Raw genomic sequence first — 21102 nt, forward strand, 5'->3', positions numbered from 1 at the left:
CGACGGTGGAAAACGTCGAAGTGATGGGCAGTCACGTCGGGATGGGATTGAACGCCGATGTGTACCGCGTGATCGCTGATCGGCTGGCGATGCCGCATAGATCGCAGCTCCACTTGGCGGATTCACACGCCGCGGCCGCGCACAGTTGAATCCGGCGCGCGTCTCACGCGCGTCCGTAAACCGCAATAATCGCGCCCGGCGTCACGCGGCAATCGTTCGAGCACAGATAAGCGATCGCATCCTGGGCGAAGGCGTCGCGCCTTGACTGTTGACTATTTGAAATTCGCGTTTGCGAAATCCCAGTTGGCCAGTTCCCACCACGCCTCGACGTACTTGGGACGCGCGTTGCGATAGTCAATGTAGTACGCATGCTCCCAAACGTCGCAGGTGATTATCGGGGTCTGACCTTCGCGTATCGGGCATCCCGCGTCATGGGTCGCGATGACTTGCAGCGAGCCGTCCTTCGCGCGCACCAGCCACGCCCATCCGCTGCCGAAGTGACCAGCGGCAACCTCGCTGAATTTTTTCTTGAACGCATCGAAATTGCCGAAGCCTTTTTTGATCGCATCGGCGACCGGACCTCCGGGTTCGCCGCCGCCCTTCGGACTCAAGGATTTCCAGTAGAAGGAATGATTCCAATGCTGCCCCGCGCTGTTGAAGAGCGGCCCCGGTTCCGCCGTCTTCACAATCTCTTCGAGCGAAGCGCTCGCGAATTTGGTGCCCACCACCAGTTCGTTGAGCTTGGTGACGTAGGCCTTGTGATGCTTGCCGTGATGATACTCGAGCGTCTCGGCGGAGATATGGGGTTTCAGCGCGTCCATACTGTATGGGAGATTTGGAAGTTCAAAAGCCATGGCGAAATATCCTTTCGGGCGGAGACGCCAAATGCGATACGGCGCCCGGTTGTGGGTAAAGATCGACCGTAAAATCCTACGCCCGATTCGGAGTTGAGGATACACTACCGAATTTCGGTCCCGCTTCGTCCCGGCTAGTCCGGCCTAGTCCACCTCACAATTTCAAAACCGCCCATCACCTAATTTCGAGTTCAGCCGAAGTTTCTCGCTAAAAAGAAAGCATAAGCAGCGCCAACCGCGGCTGCTTCATTTCTTCTTCGCTGCCTCGGCAAGAAAAGCCACCAAGTCGTCGATCTTATTCTTAAGCTGAGGCTGCGCACGCATGTTATGCGTCGTGCGCTTGGGTTTGTATCCGGGCGGATACTTGAGATACAGAATGCGATCGGCAACCAACTCGCGCGATGAACCCGCGATCGCCGGTCCCTTGCTGCCGGCCAGGTTGGGATCGCGGTTATGGCAAACCATGCAGGTGGTCACGTACGCGATTCGCCCCCTCTCTGCCGGCGTCAACGGCTTTGACGGACCGCACGCCGACAGTGCTATCGCAAATATCGCCGCGCACGCGCCGAGCCACGATTGCCGTCGCGCACGCGCCGCCGTTCCTGACCTGATGGGTTGGCCGAAGACTGTTTGCACGTGGGCTAGAGTTCGCGGCGGCCGCTGAGCGCACTGGTCAGAGTCGCGGAGTCGCTGTATTCGAGGTCGCCGCCGGCTGGCAGTCCGCGCGCCAGCCGCGTCGTCCTCACGCCGAGCGGTTTCAGCGCGCGCGCGATGTAAAGCGCGGTCGCCTCGCCCTCGACGGTCGCATTGGTCGCGATTATCACCTCGCGAACGACCGCGGGCGGGCTCACGCGGGCAATCAGTTCTTTCATCTTGATGTCGTCGGGGCCGATGCCGTCCAACGGTGCGAGCGCGCCATTGAGCACGTGATACACGCCTCCAAAACTGCGGGCTCGCTCGATAGCCATTAAGTCCGCCGGCCCTTCCACTACGCAAATCACCTCCCGTTCGCGTCCCTCGTCGTCGCAAATCTGACAGCGTGGATGGTCCGACAGCCCGAAGCATCCCGAGCACAGACCGACACGCTCTTTCATTTCGAGCAGCGCTTCGGCCAGCGCGATCACCTGGTCGCGCGGCCGATTGAGCAGATTGAACACCAGCCGCGACGCTGTCTTCTCGCCGATCCCGGGCAGCCGCGACAGTTCTTTGACAAGCCGCGTCATCGCAGGCGGCAGGCCGTCCTGGCGCTTCAGGTTTTCCGGCATCCCGCGCTCCGTCATTCGGTGCCGAAGCCGGGGATCTGCAGACCCTGGAGCGGACCGAGCTTGCCCATCTCGTCGGCGAGCATCCTCTGCGCGCGCGCCATCCCGTCGTTAACGGCGACCAGGATCAGATCTTCGAGCATCGACTTGTCGTTGGCCGCGACGATCGCGGCATCGATTTCTATTTTGCGCAGGCGCAGCGAGCCGTCAACGACCACGCGCACCATCCCGCCGCCCGATTGAGCCTCAACGGTTCTGGCTGACGCCGTTTCCTGCATCTCCTTCATTCGCAACTGCAGCGCTTGCGCCTGCTGCATCAATGCCGACAAGTCTATTTCTGCCATTCTGATTGCTCCTTGCCGCGTGCTCCCCTGCGCGGCGTACTACCTTGATTCCGGGTCGCCGCCTTCCCTCGCCGAAGCCGGCGCGAGATTCGGTATCCTGAGTTCCACCAGCCGCGCGTCCAGCGTATCAAACACTCTTCGCACCGCGGGATCCGCAAGCACCGCTTGCCGTTCCTCGGGTGTCGCTGCGCGCCGCGCAGCATCCATCGCCGGCGGCGTCGGCGCGATTTCTCCGGTTGGTTCAACAGGCTTCGATGCCGCCGTCTCTTTTTGCGCGTTCTTCGTCGCAATCGGATTATTTGTATCCGCCGCCGCTGCAGACGGCAATTCTCGCGTCAGGCCGTTGCCGCCGAGCGGGATCGTAGCGCGGCCGGCAGCAGCAAGCTTCGCCACCCCGTTGGTCGAAAGCTCGACTCGAATCGCGCGGCCAAGATGCTCGCTCGCAAGCTCCGCAATCACCGTCTTGTTGTCGTTCAGATAGCGGACGTAAATGTCGTTTCGCGCCGTGACCGTCAGCAGATCGCCGTCGAGCACAAGTCCCGCGCCCTGCTCCATGAAACCGGCCAGCGCAGCGCGTCGGCCCCGGATGAAATCGCGCAGCTCGGGAAGTTCACGCGGGCTGTTGTCTTGAACCTCGTGGCGAAGCGGCGCATCGGCCTTGACTTCGCCCTCGACGCGCAGCCGCCGCGCACCACTGGATTGTTCCTTCGATGCGGCCTCCGGCTTCGCCGCGCCCCGGCTGCTCGAGCCGCCGCCGGACGGCGCGGGTGGAGTCCCCGAGGCCGGCGGCGCCGCAGTCTTGTCCGAGCCGATCGCACGCAGCAACTCGTCGGCGTCGATCACCGCCGCCAGCGACGCCATCCGTACCACCGCCATTTCGAGCAGCAGGTCGGGATACGGCGAGCGAAGAATCTGTTCCTGCGAATCGGCCATCAGACGAAACAGCCGCATGAGGTCGCGCGAGCTCGCGCCCGCGGCCAGCCGCTTGAGCTCCGTCACTTCGTGATCGGGAATATCGTCGAGCGGGCTGTCCGCGTCGCTTGCGGGAAGTTTCGCGACCGCGAGATTTCTGAACGTCTCGAGCAGATCGCGCCCCAGCGATTCAAGGTTTGCGCCGCGGCTCTTAAGCTCGCGCACGTGCGCGAGCGCTCCGGCCGCGTTCTTCTCCAAAATCGCGTCGGCCAGTTTCAAAACCGTAGTCCGGCTCGCGACGCCGAGCGACGATGCCACCTCGGCCTCCGTCACCTTGCCCGACGCCGTTGCCGTTGCCATCGCGGTCTCGAGCATCCGCTCCGCATCGCGCATGCTGCCGCCGGCCTCGCGCGCGAGCAGCCGCAGCGCGCTCTCCTCGACCTCGAGCCCTTCGCGCCGTGCGAGATCCTTCAGCCGCTCGAGAATCGTGGCGTACGGGATGCGCCGAAAGTCGTAGCGCTGCAGGCGCGACAGGATCGTCTCCGGCATCTTCTGCGGCTCGGTCGTCGCGAGGATAAACTTGACGTGCGGCGGCGGCTCCTCGAGCGTCTTCAGCAGCGCGTTGAAGGCCGAATCGGTCAGCTGATGCGCCTCGTCGATAATGTAAATCTTGAAGCGGTCGCGCGCCGGGCGGTAGCTCAAGTTTTCGATTATCGCGCGCGCGTCCTCGATCTTGCGGTATGTAGCGCCGTCGATCTCACTGACGTCGAGCGAGCGGCCGCCGCGAATCTCCACGCACGCCGCACATTCGCCGCACGGCTCCGCGGTCGGACCCTTCTCGCAATTGAGGCATCGCGCGAGAATTCGTGCCGCCGTGGTCTTGCCGACGCCGCGAATCCCGGTGAATAGAAACGCGTGCGCTATTCGGCCCCGCTTCAGCGCTTCGCTGAGCGTGCGCGTCACGTGCTCCTGGCCCACCAGCTCCGAGAAGCGCTCCGGCCGCCATTTGCGCGCGAGTACGAGATGTGTCGTTAGGGATTCGGCCATCGCGAAATCTTTTCGCACTGGAACTGCCCGTCGAATGATAGCCAGGCACCCCTGCGGCACAGGGTGTCAGCCGGTACCGTTGCTTCCTTCCGGACCTGGCGGGGTTCGCGGCCTTCCCTTGCGCAGGACCCGGCTATCAGCGGCGGGCAGTTCCGATAAATTACTCCAAACGCGCGTTCCTTTTGCGCGCTTTATTAGAATATCACAGCGCCGTTCATGCAACTGCCAATGACGAAAATTTTTCGTGCCCCATGTAACTCGATTGTGCTGCAACCGACGCGAGTCTTCGAGCGTCGGAAGACGCCAGGGGTGATGGCGTGCGCGGCGCGCGGTTGCTATCACAATTGTCATGGGATCGCGCGCCGACAAGGTCGCTATTGGCCTCCTCCAGATGAGCTGTGCGCCCGAGCCGCGTCTCAATCTCGACAAGGCAATCGCCAAAATCGAGGAGGCCGCCCGGCGCGGCGCGCAAATCGTCTGCACCCAGGAGCTGTTCGGCGCGCACTACCCGTGTCAGACCGAGGACCCGAAATTTTTCGATCTCGCCGAACCGATTCCCGGACCCACCACCGAAGCGCTCGGCGCCGTGGCAAAGGCGCGGAAAATCATCATCGTCGCGTCGATCTTCGAGCGCCGCGCGGCGGGCCTCTATTACAACGCTGCCGCTGTTATCGATGAGGCCGGGAAAATCGTCGGCCGCTACCGCAAGATGCATATCCCCGACGATCCCCGCTATTACGAAAAATTCTACTTCACCCCCGGCGATCTCGATTTCGTCGCGCACCCCACCTCGCGTGGCCCGCTCGGCGTGCTCGTATGCTGGGATCAATGGTTCCCCGAGGCGGCCAGGCTCACCGCGATGGCTGGCGCGCAGATCCTGTTCTATCCGACCGCGATCGGATGGTGGCATGGCGAGCCGGAAACAGTCCGTCCCAAACAGCAAAACGCCTGGGAGACGATCCAGCGCAGCCACGCCATCGCCAACGGCGTCTTCGTCGCGGCCGTCAATCGCGTCGGCGTCGAGGGTGAACTCGAATTCTGGGGCGCTTCATTCGTCGCCGATCCATCGGGCGAGGTCATCGCGCGCGCAAGCACCACCGACGAGGAAACGCTGGTCGTCGAATGCGACCTGGCCAAGATCGAGGAAGTCCGCCGCAACTGGCCCTTCCTGCGCGATCGCCGAATCGACGCCTACGCGGACCTGACGCGCCGCTTTCGATCGTAACCGTGAATCCCATTTCACCTGAGCATCGCCGCCTGCTCGCGGCCTACCGGATGCCGCCCGAATGGGCGCCGCATCTCGCCTGTTACCTCGCATGGCCGCACAATCTCGACACCTGGCCCGGCAAGTTCGACGTTATCCCACCGATCTATGCGGATATGGTCGCGGCCATCGCGCAATTCGAGCCCGTCCGCCTGATGGTCAACAACGAAAATGAAACGCAGATCGATGAAGTGCGTGTGATGATTCGCGACGCGGCCCGCCGCCAGGGCAATAACGACGGCGCGGCGATTCGGGCTGTCGATATATTTTATCTGCCCACCAACGACGCATGGGCGCGCGACCACGGTCCCATTTTTGTCAACCGCCTCGCAACCGATTCGCCCGTCGGCCCAAATCAGATCGCGCTCGACTGGCGCTTCAACTCGTGGGGCCGGAAGTACGGCGCATTCGATCTCGACGACGTCGTCCCGCAAAAGCTAGGGCTCCGCTACGGCTTCGAAGTGATCGAACCGGGAATCGTGCTCGAAGGCGGCTCGATCGACGTCAACGGCGCCGGCGCCGTGCTCACCACCGAGTCATGCCTGCTCAACCCGAATCGAAATCCCGCGCTCAGCCGCGCCGACATCGAGGATTACCTCCGCACATATCTCGGCGTGACCAACGTGCTGTGGCTCGGCGACGGAATCGCCGGCGACGACACCGACGGCCACATCGACGACCTCGCGCGCTTCGTCGCCCCCGACACTATCGTCACTGTCCTCGAGGACGACCCCGCCGACGTGAACTACACGACGCTGCGCGACAACCTTAACCGCCTCCGCGCGATGCGCGATCAGGACGGCCGCCCCTTCAACATCGAAACTCTCCCGATGCCACCGGCCGTCATCTACGACGGCACGCGCCTGCCCGCCTCCTACGCGAACTTCTATATAGCCAACCGCGCAGTCCTGATGCCGACCTTCGAATCCCCGCGGGATTCCGTCGCGGCCGCGACGCTCTCCCGACTCTTCCCCGGCCGCCGCGTCGTCGCCGTCCCCTCGACGGACCTGGTCTGGGGCCTCGGCTCGGTTCATTGCCTGAGCCAGCAGCACCCCGTGCCGCATGCTTAGAGAATCGGGAAGAGGTCAGGGCTTGGCTGGTTCCGCGTTCGGGGATGAACTGTTCAGCCTGCCCCCGGCGGATTTGCTGTGCTACGCGAACAGCATGCACAAAGTCACGATACTGCACGCCTCACTCGAAAGCGGACTACTCGTGCTTTTGCCACGACCCCGGTGTCCAGTGAAAATTAATTTTGACGGAACGAAACTACCGATAGAGCATGGTCGTCCAAGAACCACAACCAGTTGTATGAATTGCTCGTTTTGCGTCGAAATCAATAGGTGAAAAAGACGGCTTGCGGCGCGCATCGCGGCTCTGTCGCCTGCGATTCAGGCAAGCCCGCTTGCCATCCGCGGTTTCAATGAAAAATTAAGAATCTTAATCTGAACTTGACAATCTTAATATTTAGGCGAATCTTACTCATCATGCGGCCAATAATTCTTAAATGCCCATCATGCGACGGAAATCTCACCGTCGCGCGCCTGCGATGCCCCGACTGCTCGATCTCGATCGATGGCGAATTCGCCCCGCCCGCCCTGCTCAAGCTCAGCGGTGCGCAGATTGATTTCGTCGAGGTCTTCGTCAAGAACCGCGGCGTAATCCGCGAAGTCGAGCGTGAACTCGGCGTCTCATACCCGACCGTGCGCGCGCGCCTCGACGAAGTCATCACCGCGCTCGGCTACTCCGCCAAGTCCGCTCCCGAGGCCGCGGCTTCCGGCGACGACGGCTCGCGGCGCCGCTCGGTCCTGGCCGATCTGAAGGGCGGCAAGCTCACGCCAGCGGAAGCACTCGCCGCGCTCAACGAGCCCGGCTCAAAAGACGACTGAACAGTCAATCAAGCAAAATCAACGGAGGAAATCCGCTATGGCCATCACGACGCTTGAAGGAGTTGAATCGATCCGCATCCTGCGCGCTGCCGGAAATCTGAAAATCTCCGGCGCAAACCGTTCTGCCGTCGAGATCGATACCAACACCGCGCCCGAGCTCGCTCGCGACGCGGGCGTCGCCGAAATGACGCTGCGCGGCAACGCCACCATCGCGGTCCCCGCCGGCGTCACCGTCGAAGTCGAAGATCTTGCCGGCGACCTGAACGTCTCCGATCTCGCCACCCCCTTCGCCGTCAAGCGCGTCCGCGGCAATCTCCACGCGCGCCGCATCGGCGCCATTTCCATTCGCGACACCGTCAGCGGCAACGTCTCCATCAAGGAAGCCGGTTCGGTTGAAGGCCTCAAAGTCCGCGGCGCGCTCTCGGTTGAATCCGCCCACGCGATCGCTTTCAGCCTGGTCGCCGGCGAATTCGATTGCCGCGCCATCGACGGCGAAGTGGCGATCGAAAAAATAGCCGGCGGCGCGCGGCTGCTTGGCCTGCACGGGCCGTTCATCGCCCGCATCGTCGGTGGACATCTCGAAATCGAAGATGGCGCCCACGTCGAGGCCGGCGTCGTCGGCGGCAAAGTGCGCGCCTCGAATCTGTCTGGCGCAATCCGGATCGGCAAAATAGGCGGCAAGCTCGCGGCCGACAGTATCGCCGGCGAAATCGCGGTGGGCTTTGTCGGCGGCAGCGCGCGGATCGGCCGCGTCGGCGGCGCGCTCAACCTCGAAGACGTGGGCGGCGCGGTCTATCTCGCCGGTCCCTTTCCGGCCGATAAAACCTGGAGCGTCAGAAGCCGCGGACGGGTCAACGTGGAAGTGGAAGCGAACGCCTCGCTCGAGCTCGACGCCTCCGCGGGATGGGGCCGAATCCGCACCTATGGCGTCGACGCCGCAGGACTCAAGTGGCTCGGCCGCAATCATGTTCACGGTCCGATCGGTCCCGACCCGGCCTCGGGTGCGCGCCTGAAACTTGCCGTTGAGACTCGCGGCGCCGACGTGATTGTCGCGAGCGCCGACGCGCGCGAGCGCGATTTCTCCGGCCGCGGCTACCGCTCGCGCATGAGCGGCGCATTCTCCGCCCCGTTCGAGGATCTCGCCGACGAGCTTGGCGGCGAGATTCCCGCCTTTGTGCGCAGCGTGCTCGACGCCGCCGGCCAGTTCGTTGCCGAGAGCGGCGGGATGTCCAGCACCATCGTGCGCGAAGTTACCCGCGACGTGAAACGCAGCGTCAGCGAGGGACTCCACGAAGTCGAGCGGGCGGTTGCCGAAATCGAAGAGTCGGTTCCCGGCGATGTCGGCGACAGGCTCGCGAAGCTGGGCAAGGAAATCGGCGACCTGGTGGCGGATGCCGTGCGCGGCGGATCGCGCGAGGCGCGCCACGAGATGCGCGAGCGGGTGCGCCACGCCGCGCGCGAGATGCGCGACAAGATCCGCGAAGCCGCGCGCAACGTGCGCGACCGTTCGCATGATCGGGCCGGCAGCACTACTCAGTCAGCGACCGGATCAACTACTCAATCGAATACTCAGTCGGATGCTGAAACGCCGGCCTCCGATAGTCAGTCGGCGAAATTCACCCCCGGCGCAACTGAAAAACTGAGTCGCGATGACGCGATCCTTGAGATTCTCGCCGCCGTGAAAGATGGCCGCCTCGAGCCCGACGAGGCCGACGATCTGATCAACGCCTGGATGGAGGTATCCCGCGGTGCCGACGCCCGCCGCTGACGCGTCGGACTACTCACTTCGAAGGGAACTGAGTTAGCGACAGAGTATTGCCGTCGGGGTCCTTGAACCAGCATACCTTAGTGCCATCCGGAGTCGTCCAGACGCCGGCGTCATCTTGCGGCATCTCTTTGTAACGCTCGAACTTGACGCCCTTGTGCGCGAGTCTCGCCACGGTCGCGGCGATGTCGGCGACGGTCCAGCCCATCGCCGTGAACGGCAAAGGCGAAAACTGCTTCACCTTCTGAATATGGAGCCTCGTGCCTCCGGCCGTGAACACAATCGCGAACCATCCGTCTTCGACCAGCTTGAGCCCCAGCACGTCCGAATAGAAGTGTTTGGCGCGCTCCGGCTGCGTCGTCGCGATCATCGCTATCACTGGGTAGTCGCCTAGCATCTGTTATTCTCCTCGCGGCGCTTAGCCGGCCCAGACCCTTATAGCGCTTTGGCAGGGATGCGTCTTGCGCTGGATTGCCCGCAGCGGAGCCGCTGGCCGTCGATTGCAGTTATGGGGTAGACTCGCGCGGAGGTTAGTGGGTAGTTCGATACTCGACTTCTTCAGACGAGCGCCGTGGCTCACACGCCGGCGCCTCGTCATATATCCGAAACTGTTCCTCGCAGCTTACGCCATAAGCGCCGTCGTCTGGCTGATGCGCAGCAAAGGTCTCGTCGATCCCGCCGGACATGCCATCGGCGCCGACTTCATCGACCCGTGGTCTGCGTCGTGGCTGACGCTCCACGGCGCTCCGGCCGCCGTTTACAACGTCGCACGCCTGTGGACCGTCGAACGCTCGGCGGTAGCCGACCCGGCGCTTGGCTTTGCCGGCTTTCACTACCCGCCAATGTATCTGCTGATAGTGTTGCCGCTGGCGATGCTGCCGTACGCCTGGTCTTTGATCGCATGGACCGCGGCAAGCTTCGCCGCTTATTTCGGAGTCTTGTGGAAGATCGACCCCGAGCGCGATTCGCTTTGGCTCGCGATCGCTTTTCCCGGCGCGCTGGTCAATCTGACCAACGGGCAGAATGGATTTCTCACTCTCGCTTTGCTCGGAGCCGCCCTGCTGACGCTTAAGCGACGCCCGATTCTTGCCGGCGTGATGTTCGGACTGATGAGTTACAAGCCGCAATACGGCGTGCTCGTGCCGATATTTCTACTCGCCACCGGCCGCTGGCGCGCGATCGGATCGGCGTCGGTCACGGTGGTATTGTTCGCAGCTCTGTCACTCGCGATATTCGGTGAACAAACTTGGCAGGCTTTTTTTGCCAGCGTCAGCTTTACCCGCCACGTCGTGCTCGAGCAGGGCGGCAGCGGATTCGAGAAGCTACAGAGCGGCTTCGCGGCCGCGCGCCTGTTGGGATTCGATGTCGCGGCATCTTACGCCTTCCAAGCCGCGGTAAGCTTGATAACCGCGCTCGCCGTCATCTGGATATGGCGGCGAACCGCGAAATTCGAGCTTCACGCCGCCGCGCTCGCAACCGGCATATTGCTGGCGACGCCCTACATAATGGACTACGACCTGGTCGTGCTTGCGCTGCCCATAGCATGGATTGCGATTGAAGGCCGGCGCTCGGGTTTCCTCCCGTGGGAAAAATCGCTGCTCGCCTTCCTCTGGCTCCTGCCGCTGTTCGCGCGCTCACTCGCCGGTCGCGCGATGATTCCAATCGCACCCCTCGCGATGCTCCTGCTGTTGGCCGACATCGCCCGCCGCGCGCAGGCGCCAGCCCCTGCACCGGGTTTCGGCGCGATTGTCAGTGAAGGAGGGCGCGCGCGTGGCGGAACATAAAAAACTTTCGGGCGTTGCAATCGGCCTGATGTCGTTCGGGCCCTTTGTCCTCTACGGCTTTGCTTCCGGCGCCAATCACTGGCGCGTGGCGACCGGCGGCGGGTTAATCCTCTGTCTGGTATTTATCGCCGTGCGGCTGCGCCGCGGCATCTCGATCAGACTGATGGACTGGACCACGCTGACCTTCTTCGTGATCGGCTCAGTCCTGATGATAGGCCTGCACTCGACCGTGTTCCCGGCCTACAACGTGGTCGTCATCTGGTCATGCTTCGCGGTTGCCGCGTGGAGCTCGGTCGTGATCGGCCATCCGTTCACCGCCGCCTACGCCCGCGAAAACGCGCCGTCCGAATTTTGGGATCATCCGATCTTCATCCGGCTTAACCTGGTGATGACTCTTGTCTGGTGCGGACTGATGACCGTCAACGTCGGCTTCGCTGTGACCGGCGTCGTCATCGGCGGCAACTTCGGCAAGCTGGTACCCGGATTTGCGCTGCCGACGGCATTGTTGATTGCCGGGTTCGTCTTCAACAGTCGTTTCCCCGCCCGCTACCTGGCGCGATCCGGCTACCAGGGCGACGGCGCAAGCCCGACGGTTCCCAGGTAAGGGATTTCGCTTTCTTGCAAGCGCAGGCGAAGCGGGCAAGCGAGATGGTCGCGATGAAAATTCGTCCGGCGGAGAAATAGTACGGCGCCCGGACGGCGCGGCTACAGCTTCACAGCCTTGAGCGCATCCAGGACTCTCGCCGTCAGCTTCGGGTTCATCGTCTTGCCCTGGAGAGCCATCGCTTCGAGGATCAGGAACGCGATGTGCGGGATCAGCTCATAGTCGGCGCCGGCCGAATCGGGACGCGGGAAGAGTTCCTTGAAGGATTGATCGATGAAATCCGCCATCCGATCGTTCGCTGCGCTCACCGACTCGCGCAGATACGAATCGGTGCGGCTCGCGACAACCAGCTCGAGCCATGCGGTCGCCAGCCGGCCGTTGGCAATCTCCCACAACAAATCGATCGCCACGGTGCGCCGATCATTCTCACTGGTCAGGCGGCTGACCTTCTCCTTCATCTCGCCGAACATCAACCCGAAAAGGTGCTCGACCGCGCTGGTGAGCAATTCCTCTTTCTTGGGGAAATGGTAGAGCTGTGCACCGCGGGAAAGGCCGGCGCACTCCGCGATTTCGGAAGTCGTCGTGTTCGCGTAGCCGCGATCGATCAGGCACACAATAGCCGCGTCGAGAAGGCGGCGCCGCGTTTCCGCGGTTTTCTCGTCCTGCGTCAGCCGCGGCCTGAAACTATTTCCGGTTGGTGAAGAGGCGCCCATAGCGGCGACAATCGTAGCAGACCGGGAATCGCGATCAAGGAAGCGCTGTCCGAGCCGAACGGATCGTGAAGACGTTTACGCGCGATATCGGCATTTCAGGCGATATGAAGTCAGCAGCGCACGGCGCCGTGGGAATTTGACGCAGACGCGCAAGGAAGAGGCAAATGGACAGTTGTTGTGATACGGTCATCGCCGAGGAGGATGGAGAGCGGGGTGGCGAAGCCGTATAGCTCTGCGGAACCTTCGCAATGAGCGCAAGTCGGGGGGTTGGTGCGCCGGCTGCCGGATCGATAAACGTCGAAACGGCGGCGCCGTCGCGGCTGAAGAGGGTCTCACTTCTCCATTACTCACCTGCCTTAATCTTCATAGCCATCGTCGTTGCGGATTCGACGCGGCTGGCGGACCCGGACCTATGGGGGCACGTGCGATTCGGACAGGACGTGCTCGCGCAGCGGCGCCTGATTTTTTACGATCAGTATTCGTATTCGGCGCCGGGGCATCTGTGGCTCAACCATGAATGGCTGACCGAAGTTCTGATGGGTGCGATATACAACGCTTTCGGCACGGTCGGACTCAACCTGATGAAGTTCGCCTGCTCCGCTGCGACGATCCTTTTCCTCGCGGTGGCAATGGAGGAAACCGAATCGCCGGCGCGCGTCCAGTTCGCAATCCTGATCGCCGCAAGCGCGCCGTTGGCTATGCACATCCAGTTCAGACCTCAGATCTTCACATTTGCCCTGATGAGTGCCCTGCTCGCGATTCTTTCGCGGTACAACTATCGTGGCCGCGCCCCCGTATGGCTCGCGATTCCGATTCTCGCGATCTGGGCGAATTTGCATGGCGGCTTCATCATGGGTCTCGCCGCCCTGGGCACGTTCACCGCCGTGGTATTCGGTCAGGACCTGGTCCTTGGCCGCGGGATGCGTCGGGCGATGTGGCTGTTGGCGATCACCGCCGCTTCCACGATAGCGACGCTCGCGACTCCGTACGGCGTCGGTACCTGGCAGGCCGTCCTCCATGCGCTTCAGAACCCTCACACGCGCACGGCCATCGTCGATTGGCTATCGCTCCCACAGTCATTGCTTTTCCACTGGAGACAGAGCCACGGGTGGGGCGTCGCCTGCAAGATCCTGGCGTTAGCGATGTTCGTGGCGCTCGGTGTGACCTTCATTCAGACGCCACGCGGTGGCGACATTGCGCTGATTTCCATCGCGGCTCTGATGATCGCAGCCGCGTTGCTTGCGGTCAGAAATCTTCCGCTTGCAGTGATCGCCACGGTTACTCCGCTCGCGCGGCATACGACGCTGGCGCTCGAGGCTCGTCGCGAGCGCTTGGGGTTGCCGGTGGCGCATGCGAAAGAGCGCTCTGCAACGATAAATCAGTTGATGGTCGCGGTTGCGGCGTTTGAGTTGCTGATCCTGACCGGGCTCTTCTCGAAAAAGATGGCGGCAAACGATCCTTATCCGGTCGGCGCAATCTCCTACATGAAGGAGCATCGCTTGAGCGGCAACATCCTGGCCGACTTCCAATGGGGCGAGTACGTCATCTGGCACATGCCGCCCGCGAGCAAGGTCTTCATCGACGGGCGCTACGACACCGTGTATCCGCCCAAGGTTATTGACGATTACCTGGCGTTCGCCAATGGGAAAGTCGCCGGCAAAGAAACCCTGGCCAACTATCCGCACGATTTCGTCCTCGTCGGGCAAAAGAACGACCCCCCGTACAAACTGGTCATCGCGCAACCCGGGTGGAAGCAGATCTATCGCGACGGTTCCTGTGTCCTGTTCGCCCGTGACACTTCGGCCGCGGCAAAGATTGCGCCCATAACCGTTTCAGTCAAAGACACCCCTGAGAATTCTTTCCCTTGATTTTCCCTCCCGCCTTCGCGGCGACAACCGTAGCAGACAGGAAATCGCGATTTTACGTGCGATATCGGCATTTCAGGTGATATAAAGTCAGCATGCCGGGATTACAGGGTGTGACAAGCGAAGCGAAGGGCATGAATCCCTGGCGGCGTTCATTGGCGGATTACACCGATCGGCGCGTGCTGCTGATCCTGCCGCTCGGCTTCGCCAGCGGCATCCCGCTGCTGCTGACCTTTTCGACACTGTCAGCCTGGTTCGCCACCGCCGGCGTGAGCCGTGCAGCCATCGGCGCCTTCGCCCTGGTCGGGACGCCATACGCCTTCAAGTTCCTGTGGTCACCGCTGATCGATCGGCTGCCGCCGCCGATTCCGCTTGGGCGACGGCGCGGGTGGGGCATCGCCATTCAGCTCGCACTCGTCGCCGCGACGCTCGCCTTGGGCTCTTGTCAACCAAAGTTCGATCTCGCGCTCATGGGGGCGCTGGCGCTGCTGGTCGCATTCCTTTCCGCGAGCCAGGACGTCGTTATCGACGCGTATCGGGTCGAGATCCTCACGCCCGAGCAGCAGGGCCCCGGCGCCGCCATGATCCAGACCGGGTACCGGATCGCCATGCTGGTCTCGGGCGCCGGCGCGCTGATCGTTGCGGCCCGCTACGGTTGGTTCGCGGCCTATGCCACGATGGCGGCGCTGCTGGGTGTGGGGATGCTCGTGTTCATCCTCGGGCCCGAGCCAACGACGCCGCCAGAGGCCGAGCCGCATACCGCAACGGGGGGATGGGATGCGCTCCGCGATTGGCTCGCTACTGCGGTTACGGGGCCGTTCGCCGACTTCATGCGGCGGCCGATGTGGCCGGCGATCGTCCTTTTCATCGTCGGTTACAAGCTCGGCGAAGCGATGGCGGGCGTGATGGCGATGCCGCTCTACATCTCGCTCGGTTTCTCACTCAACGAGATCGCCGCCGTCTCCAAACTGGTCGGATTCGTCGCGACTGTTGTCGGCGCCCTGGTCGGTGGCGTGGTGACGTCGAAGCTCGGTGTGATGCGCGCCCTCATACTGTGCGGGGCCCTCCAGTCGGCCGGCAATTTGTTCTACGTGCTGCAGGCGGTGGGCGGCCATCGGCTCGACTATCTCGCGCTGTGCGTCGCCGCCGAGAATCTGACGGGCGCGATGGCGGGCACTGCCCTGGTGGCCTACCTCTCCGGCCTGTGCTCACCCGCGTTCACCGCTACTCAGTACGCGCTGCTGTCTTCACTGGCAGCGGTGGGGCGCACGATGGTCGCGTCTTCGGGGGGCGTGCTGGCAGACAAGCTCGGTTGGGTGCCGTTCTTCATCCTCACCACAGTCGCGACGATCCCGGCGCTTGTGCTGCTGATCTGGATCGCACGGCGCGACGCCGGGCCATTGCTTGGGAGCAGGAACACTACATTTGTGTGATCTGCACAGCGATTGAGCGTCAGCGCGAATTTGTTACATAGATAACAACATTCGTCGAATGAACTTTATGTCGCGGGCGTTATTCTGCTCGCGCGCCAATCCGCCTGCTAGATTCGAAAGATGCGCCCTGTTCGAGCATCCGGCAGCCGAAGACTGCGGGGCCTCAAGAATATCTCCTGGCTCACGGCGCGCCAGCTCGAAAAGCTCTCCAACGCGCTGACGGTCAGCACAGTCGAAAAACGCACGATCATTTTCGACGAAAAACATTCACCCGATTCCGCATATATCTTGCTGGCAGGAGTGGCGCGAATCACATGCCGCAATCGCAAGGGTCAGCGTACATTGGTGATCATGGTCGCGCCCGGCATGATACCCGGCTTCCCGCCGCCGGTCCCCGGCATCAGTTACAACTTTCGCTGCGAAGCGGTCACCCCTTGTCAGATAGGCACGATTGACCTCGAGTCGTTCGTCGAAATATCGCTGGGAATCGCATCGGCGGACTTCAAACAATTGGCAGCGAGCTATATGGGCCGCTGGGATTTGGTTCAATTGCGCTGCGCAAATTTCATGAGCTGCACTTTGGAAGAGCGCCTGGCTCTGATTCTGCTGGAATTGAGTGAAAATTTCGGCATCCCCGATGGAAAAAGGATCCGGCTGACATTGCCGGCCCGGCACAGGGACCTGGCTGACCTAGTCGGCGCCTCGCGGCCCCGAATTACCGAACATTTGAATTTGTTCGAGCGAAAGCATCTGATTTCGCGCGACAATCGTCAACTCATTGTCAATCGCGATCGATTGGAAAGTTTTCTGGCGCAAACTCATATTTCTGCTGATAAACACGAGTTCGAAAAAGTACGCCGTAGTTTGCATTAACGAGTAGTTGGCGACTGCTGCCTATTGCTGCATAGGGAATTTTCCGTTCTCGTTCTCAAGTGCTCTAGAGCACAAGACATATGTTATGCGGGTGACATCGCATTTCCTTTTTCGGCGCCAATGGAGTATGGTTTATTCTCTCTTGCGGTGCAATTCTGCACGAGGTGCGATCTTGAATGAAAGAAACACTTCCCGCGAAACCGACCTCGACAGACTAAGCAGGCTTAAGGCTCTGTCGTGGCTCTCACCGCCTGAGCTTGCGCTTCTGGTCGGCGCGCTTGCGCTGGCCAATTACAAACGGCACGCGGTGATTCTACGCGAGGTTGCGCTCGCCCAGGATGCTCACATCCTGTTAGCAGGAATTGCGCGGATCACCTGCTTAAACGCGCGCAATGAGCGGGTCACGGTGGCGATGCTCGCGCCGGGACCGATTCCCGAATTCCCTGCGCTGCCGATCAGCCAGTCCAGTTTCCAGTGCGAGGCTTACAACGATTGCCGCGTTGGCACCGTCAGTTGGGATGATTTCGACGGCATTACCGTAAATGCTCCCGAGTCCGCCTTCAAGCAATTTCATCGCAACGATTTGAAGCAGTGGTATCGCCTCCTGCTGCGCAGCTCGAGTTTCCTGAACCTTGGTCTGCACGAACGAATAGCGATTGCGCTGCTGGAACTATGTTCAGACTTTGGAATCGAAGAATCGCGCGGCACGCTGCTGCGCGTATCTTTCAGCCATAAGGACATCGCCAACCTGGTCGGCGCCTCGCGGCCAAGAGTGACCGAGCATCTGGCGCGATTGGAGCGCGAAAAGTTCGTGATTCGCCAGGGACGACAGATGGTCGTGCAGGTCGCCAAGCTCTTCGATTCCATGAATGCGCAAGCTGGTGCGCATCTAACTGATGCGCATCTGAATTGAGTGACGCCCACCGATAAACAGGTGGCGGCTTAAAGGCGCACGATCCGAAATCGCCGACCGAGGGCGTCGCAAAAGGAATCGCAAGGCTTGGCTCCGTGTGATCCGCGAGTTTACGGGGAAAGCTTTGGAAACTGACCCCAACTTTGTACGGGTCGAGTTGATCGACGATCCAGCCGCGATTGCTGAGTTCGGGTTTGAAGCCCGCTGCGAGGGCGACGACTTGATTTGCCGTCGCTGTGGAAATGCGAAGCTGTCGATCGCGGCGATCCTGGTTGTGCCGGCGGGCGGACACGCGCGATGGGCGCTGTGCGCCAATTGTTTGCTCGAGATGCCCTGAAGCAGCGCCGGTACAAGAAGCGATACTACCTCAGTCTCCGAGCGGTTCAGAGCTCCCAGGTAGGATCTTTGAGGGCACGCCGTGCTCCTTGATATGTTAAAGCAGTGTCGTGAAGAGAACCATCTGCCTGGCGATGATCGCCTGCTTATTTTCATGCGGCAGCGTGACCAAGGATAGCGTCGCGCCGGCTGCATGCGGGCCATTTGGCGATCCGTCAGCGGCGGTATTTTCGGAAGTCAAACCCAATTGCGGCGAAGGCAAGTTGATCGGTCCATGGAAAGACGCGGACCGCATCGATCGCTACGCTTGCCTCTACGAGCCCAAATCCACAGGCGCAAATCGCAAGTTACCAATGATCGTATACTTGCATCCGTCGCTGTTTTCGGCTGGATGGATTACTCAGACCAATATACTTGACCTCCAGGATTCCGTCTCACTCACCGACGATCCGAAGAATGTCGGATACATCGTGTTGGCTCCCCAGGGACGCAAAACGACGCACTATTACCCATTTCCGGACAACAAGGGGGTTGGATGGGATAATTGGTATCGCCAGTTGAACCCAACCGGTGACGTAAAGACCGGAGACACGACCTGGCGGGAAAATGCGGACGCGGCCGCGATCGATCATTTCATTGCGGCCGAGGTCGCGACCGGGAAGGTCGATGTTACCCGGATTTACGTCTCCGGATGGTCCAACGGAGCCGCGATGGGCTATCTGTACGCGGTGAATCGTCCGAACATAGCGGCGGCGGCGGTTTATTCGGGACCCGATCCGTTCGGCGCGTTCGACGATCCTTGTCAGCAGCGGCCGGTCGCCGGATCGCCCGAAAACAAACAACAGATTCAGATCTTCAATCCGGCCGCACGGACCATGCAAATCCACAACGCTTGCGACATCGGCGGCATCTGTCCCAACGGCGAGCAACTGGCGAGTGAATTAAACGCAGCCGGAGTAGTTGTCGATGACGTGATCCTCGACAATCACCATCGCCGGGTTTACTCATGTACCGATTCGTGCGGAACCGATCCAAAGGCTCCCGAGAAATCAACGGCCAGTACTATGGGATCTATAATTGGTCTTGGTAATCACATGCGATGGCCCAAAGAATGGACGACTACGATGCTGGACTTTTTCAGGAATCATCCGCTGAAGACTACGCCTTAGGTTGACCTGCCCTCTCGATTCCAGGCATCGATCGACTGCGCGATTCCATCTTCCAGAGTCGAAAAGGGCTCGGTGTAGGCGGCATTCCTCAGCGCCGAGATCTCGGCTTGCGTGAAGCTTTGATACTTGCCCGCCAGGTTCTCGGGAAACGGTACATACTCGATCCCGCCCGCACCGATCTGCGCGATTATTATTCTGGCGACGTCGTTGAAGCTGCGCGACTGTCCGGTGCCGGCGTTAAAGATGCCGTTGCGCACGGGACCTTCGGCAAGCGCCAGGTTTACGCGAACGATGTCGCCGACAAAAGTAAAATCGCGCCGTTGCTCTCCGTCGGCGTATCCGTCGGTGCCCTTGAACAGCCGTGCGCGTCCGCTCGCCTTCAACTGCCGGTAGAGCTGATACACCATCGACGCCATTTTGCCCTTGTGGGATTCGCGTGGACCATAGACGTTGAAGTATCGCAGCCCGGCCACAGTACTCTCGGACTTGGCGGCAACGCTGCGGACATGATTGTCGAAAGCGAGTTTGGACAGCCCGTAGAGGTTGAGTGGGCGTTCGTTTTCGCGTGACGGCGCGAATGCGCGCGATGAGCCGTACACGGCTGCGCTTGACGCGTACACCAGTGGAACTTTGCTCGAGAGAGCGAAGTGCAGAATCGACTTCGAAAACGTGAAATTGTTTTCGATCATGTAGCGGCCGTCGTCGCAGGTGGTGTCGGCGCATGCGCCCTGATGAAAAATCGCTTCGATTCGGTCAGGGAGAATCCTGCGCTCGATTGCCCGGGCGAATTCCCCGGGCTGCATGAAGTCCGAAAACCGCAGATCGCAAAGGTTGCGGAAATTATCGCCCAAGCGATCGACTACCAGAACGTCGGTGATGCTCTTGGCATTCAGCGCGTGTAGCAGATTGCTGCCGATGAAGCCCGCAGCGCCGGTTAGGATGATCATGGGTTGCCCGCCCGCAAGCATATAATGGATTTCGCCATTGCACTAACTGGCGCGGTAAAGACGCGCTGCTCCAGCATGGCGCTGTGCAATTTCTTTGCGCAGAGAGGCGGGCTTGAGCACCTCGATCCACGGCCCCATGCTCATTATCCAGTTCGCCAACTCCGTCGTACCCCTGACAGTCATCGTCATGATCGTCGTACCGTCGCGGCGATGCGAGAAACGCTGGCTGCGATGAATCGTGCGCGAACGAACGTACGCTTCGGTTTGTTCGCTATGAATCTTCAGTTCGACCTTGGTCTCGGGGCCTTCGACAATTCCGAAAGTCCCTTCAGTGTGCGCCGCCGGGTCGAAGCCGCGCGGATAGATGAACCGCGCCGGGGTCCCATCGGGTTGACGAATGAATTCGACCGAGCGGATTCGCTCCACCGCGAGATAGATGATCGCGCTGCTTCGATGGCTGTAGCCGAGAATGTAGAGACCGCCGCGGTAGGCGATCAGCGAGTATGGATCGAAGTCGTGCTGCCGGCCTTCGCCGGTCAGACCGGCATAGTCGACTTTGAGCCGAATCTGATCCAGCAGCGCTCGCAAAATTACGTCGAGTTGCTCGCTGAACTCACCGTAGTCCTTGGGCGCGTAAGGGACGGCGTAGAACTTGCGCTCGAGGTCGGACAGCCGCGTCTGCTGCGTGAGGCTCAGGTTCTGGTAAATCTTCTCCCACAATCCTTCCACGCCTTCTTCCAACACCGTGCCCTCCAGGAACTTGAGCACGGTCAGCGAGAAATACAGCAGCGCGACCTGGTACGAAGATGCCTCCGCGGCTTTCATCGAACTGACCAGCCGAAGTTTGCGCTCGCCGCCCGTGCCGACAACTTCAACCAGCGGATCGCCGCGCCAGTCGAGCAGATCGCTGCGCAGCACCGACACGTAGCGGGCAAGTGTGCGCCCGGAAATTTCCAGACTTTCCTCGATCGCCCTGAAACTCCAGCCGTATGGTTTCGAGAACAACCCGGCGGCGATTCGTGCCAGCCGAATCGCGGCGCCGTAGGTGGGTTTGCGGCGAAGTTTCTTCATGAATCGCCTCTGCTCCGAAGGTCTGCTGATCCAATCATCCCGCTTATTCGATGACAACGG

At 61.2% G+C, this 21102-nt stretch carries 22 protein-coding genes and 1 other RNA gene; 12 read left to right on the forward strand and 11 right to left on the reverse strand.

Annotation, left to right across the window (positions count from 1 at the left end):
• Window positions 1-272: 272 nt before the first annotated feature.
• From ABR989_RS13690 to ffs, 6 genes are all read right to left on the reverse strand, one after another.
• Window positions 273-854 carry a superoxide dismutase gene (locus tag ABR989_RS13690; RefSeq protein ID WP_428129539.1) on the reverse strand — a complete coding sequence of 194 codons (582 nt, stop codon included), beginning with the start codon at window positions 852-854 and terminating at the stop codon, window positions 273-275.
• A 246-nt stretch (window positions 855-1100) separates the two neighbouring features.
• On the reverse strand, window positions 1101-1364 hold the full coding sequence (locus tag ABR989_RS13695; protein WP_428129542.1) for a c-type cytochrome: 264 nt from the start codon (window positions 1362-1364) through the stop codon (window positions 1101-1103).
• A gap of 131 nt (window positions 1365-1495) precedes the next feature.
• Window positions 1496-2119 carry a recombination mediator RecR gene (gene recR / locus ABR989_RS13700; protein ID WP_423945700.1) on the reverse strand — a complete coding sequence of 208 codons (624 nt, stop codon included), beginning with the start codon at window positions 2117-2119 and terminating at the stop codon, window positions 1496-1498.
• 11 nt (window positions 2120-2130) lie between these two features.
• Window positions 2131-2460, reverse strand: coding sequence for a YbaB/EbfC family nucleoid-associated protein (locus ABR989_RS13705; protein ID WP_428129545.1), 330 nt, complete (start codon window positions 2458-2460; stop codon window positions 2131-2133).
• Window positions 2461-2499: 39 nt separating this feature from the next.
• Window positions 2500-4419 (reverse strand): DNA polymerase III subunit gamma/tau, encoded by a 1920-nt coding sequence (gene dnaX / locus ABR989_RS13710; protein WP_428129548.1) that lies wholly within the window; start codon window positions 4417-4419, stop codon window positions 2500-2502.
• 36 nt (window positions 4420-4455) lie between these two features.
• Window positions 4456-4554, reverse strand: an RNA gene (ffs, locus tag ABR989_RS13715) — signal recognition particle sRNA small type.
• A 214-nt stretch (window positions 4555-4768) separates the two neighbouring features.
• On the opposite strand from ffs, the gene ABR989_RS13720 reads away from it, so the two are divergent.
• From ABR989_RS13720 to ABR989_RS13735, 4 genes are all read left to right on the forward strand, one after another.
• Window positions 4769-5644, forward strand: a complete 876-nt coding sequence (locus ABR989_RS13720; RefSeq protein WP_428129550.1) for a carbon-nitrogen hydrolase — start codon at window positions 4769-4771, stop codon at window positions 5642-5644.
• 2 nt (window positions 5645-5646) lie between these two features.
• The gene (locus ABR989_RS13725) at window positions 5647-6753 is read left to right on the forward strand and encodes an agmatine deiminase family protein (RefSeq protein ID WP_428129553.1); all 1107 of its coding nucleotides are present in this window, start codon (window positions 5647-5649) and stop codon (window positions 6751-6753) included.
• Between the two features lie 414 nt (window positions 6754-7167).
• Window positions 7168-7569: a DUF2089 domain-containing protein gene (locus tag ABR989_RS13730; protein ID WP_428129557.1), complete on the forward strand. Its 402-nt coding sequence runs from the start codon at window positions 7168-7170 to the stop codon at window positions 7567-7569.
• 37 nt (window positions 7570-7606) lie between these two features.
• Window positions 7607-9337 carry a hypothetical protein gene (locus ABR989_RS13735; protein ID WP_428129559.1) on the forward strand — a complete coding sequence of 577 codons (1731 nt, stop codon included), beginning with the start codon at window positions 7607-7609 and terminating at the stop codon, window positions 9335-9337.
• A gap of 13 nt (window positions 9338-9350) precedes the next feature.
• Here ABR989_RS13735 and ABR989_RS13740 read toward each other — a convergent pair whose 3' ends face one another.
• Window positions 9351-9731, reverse strand: coding sequence for a VOC family protein (locus ABR989_RS13740; protein ID WP_428129561.1), 381 nt, complete (start codon window positions 9729-9731; stop codon window positions 9351-9353).
• A gap of 136 nt (window positions 9732-9867) precedes the next feature.
• Here ABR989_RS13740 and ABR989_RS13745 point away from each other — a divergent pair, with 136 nt between their 5' ends.
• Both ABR989_RS13745 and ABR989_RS13750 read left to right on the forward strand, forming a co-directional pair.
• Window positions 9868-11118: a glycosyltransferase family 87 protein gene (locus ABR989_RS13745; protein WP_428129564.1), complete on the forward strand. Its 1251-nt coding sequence runs from the start codon at window positions 9868-9870 to the stop codon at window positions 11116-11118.
• Complete coding sequence (locus tag ABR989_RS13750) at window positions 11105-11722, forward strand: hypothetical protein (RefSeq protein ID WP_428129565.1); 618 nt, start codon at window positions 11105-11107, stop codon at window positions 11720-11722. The genes ABR989_RS13745 and ABR989_RS13750 overlap by 14 nt, the downstream gene beginning before the upstream one ends.
• Before the next feature lie 101 nt (window positions 11723-11823).
• On the opposite strand, the gene ABR989_RS13755 is transcribed toward ABR989_RS13750, so the two are convergent.
• Complete coding sequence (locus tag ABR989_RS13755) at window positions 11824-12435, reverse strand: TetR/AcrR family transcriptional regulator (protein ID WP_428129567.1); 612 nt, start codon at window positions 12433-12435, stop codon at window positions 11824-11826.
• 248 nt (window positions 12436-12683) lie between these two features.
• Here ABR989_RS13755 and ABR989_RS13760 point away from each other — a divergent pair, with 248 nt between their 5' ends.
• Both ABR989_RS13760 and ABR989_RS13765 read left to right on the forward strand, forming a co-directional pair.
• Window positions 12684-14303, forward strand: a complete 1620-nt coding sequence (locus ABR989_RS13760) for a hypothetical protein (protein WP_428129570.1) — start codon at window positions 12684-12686, stop codon at window positions 14301-14303.
• A gap of 110 nt (window positions 14304-14413) precedes the next feature.
• On the forward strand, window positions 14414-15733 hold the full coding sequence (locus ABR989_RS13765) for an AmpG family muropeptide MFS transporter (RefSeq protein WP_428129573.1): 1320 nt from the start codon (window positions 14414-14416) through the stop codon (window positions 15731-15733).
• A 33-nt stretch (window positions 15734-15766) separates the two neighbouring features.
• On the opposite strand, the gene ABR989_RS13770 is transcribed toward ABR989_RS13765, so the two are convergent.
• Window positions 15767-16000 carry a hypothetical protein gene (locus ABR989_RS13770; protein WP_428129710.1) on the reverse strand — a complete coding sequence of 78 codons (234 nt, stop codon included), beginning with the start codon at window positions 15998-16000 and terminating at the stop codon, window positions 15767-15769.
• A 21-nt stretch (window positions 16001-16021) separates the two neighbouring features.
• Here ABR989_RS13770 and ABR989_RS13775 point away from each other — a divergent pair, with 21 nt between their 5' ends.
• From ABR989_RS13775 to ABR989_RS13790, 4 genes are all read left to right on the forward strand, one after another.
• Window positions 16022-16606, forward strand: coding sequence for a Crp/Fnr family transcriptional regulator (locus tag ABR989_RS13775; RefSeq protein WP_428129703.1), 585 nt, complete (start codon window positions 16022-16024; stop codon window positions 16604-16606).
• Between the two features lie 172 nt (window positions 16607-16778).
• A complete protein-coding gene (locus ABR989_RS13780; RefSeq protein ID WP_428129576.1) occupies window positions 16779-17519 on the forward strand; it encodes a Crp/Fnr family transcriptional regulator in 741 nt (246 codons plus the stop codon).
• A gap of 124 nt (window positions 17520-17643) precedes the next feature.
• Window positions 17644-17856: a hypothetical protein gene (locus ABR989_RS13785; protein ID WP_428129579.1), complete on the forward strand. Its 213-nt coding sequence runs from the start codon at window positions 17644-17646 to the stop codon at window positions 17854-17856.
• 109 nt (window positions 17857-17965) lie between these two features.
• Window positions 17966-19024, forward strand: coding sequence for an alpha/beta hydrolase family protein (locus ABR989_RS13790; RefSeq protein ID WP_428129581.1), 1059 nt, complete (start codon window positions 17966-17968; stop codon window positions 19022-19024).
• Here ABR989_RS13790 and rfaD read toward each other — a convergent pair.
• Together rfaD and ABR989_RS13800 are read right to left on the reverse strand one after the other, a co-directional pair.
• Window positions 19021-19971, reverse strand: a complete 951-nt coding sequence (gene rfaD / locus ABR989_RS13795; RefSeq protein WP_428129583.1) for an ADP-glyceromanno-heptose 6-epimerase — start codon at window positions 19969-19971, stop codon at window positions 19021-19023. The two genes, ABR989_RS13790 and rfaD, sit on opposite strands and share 4 nt — an antisense overlap.
• 42 nt (window positions 19972-20013) lie before the next feature.
• Window positions 20014-21042: a helix-turn-helix transcriptional regulator gene (locus ABR989_RS13800; RefSeq protein WP_428129584.1), complete on the reverse strand. Its 1029-nt coding sequence runs from the start codon at window positions 21040-21042 to the stop codon at window positions 20014-20016.
• Window positions 21043-21102: the final 60 nt, after the last annotated feature.

This window comes from Binatus soli (SeqCode) (assembly GCF_050015535.1).
Classification (GTDB): domain Bacteria; phylum Desulfobacterota; class Binatia; order Binatales; family Binataceae; genus Binatus; species Binatus soli.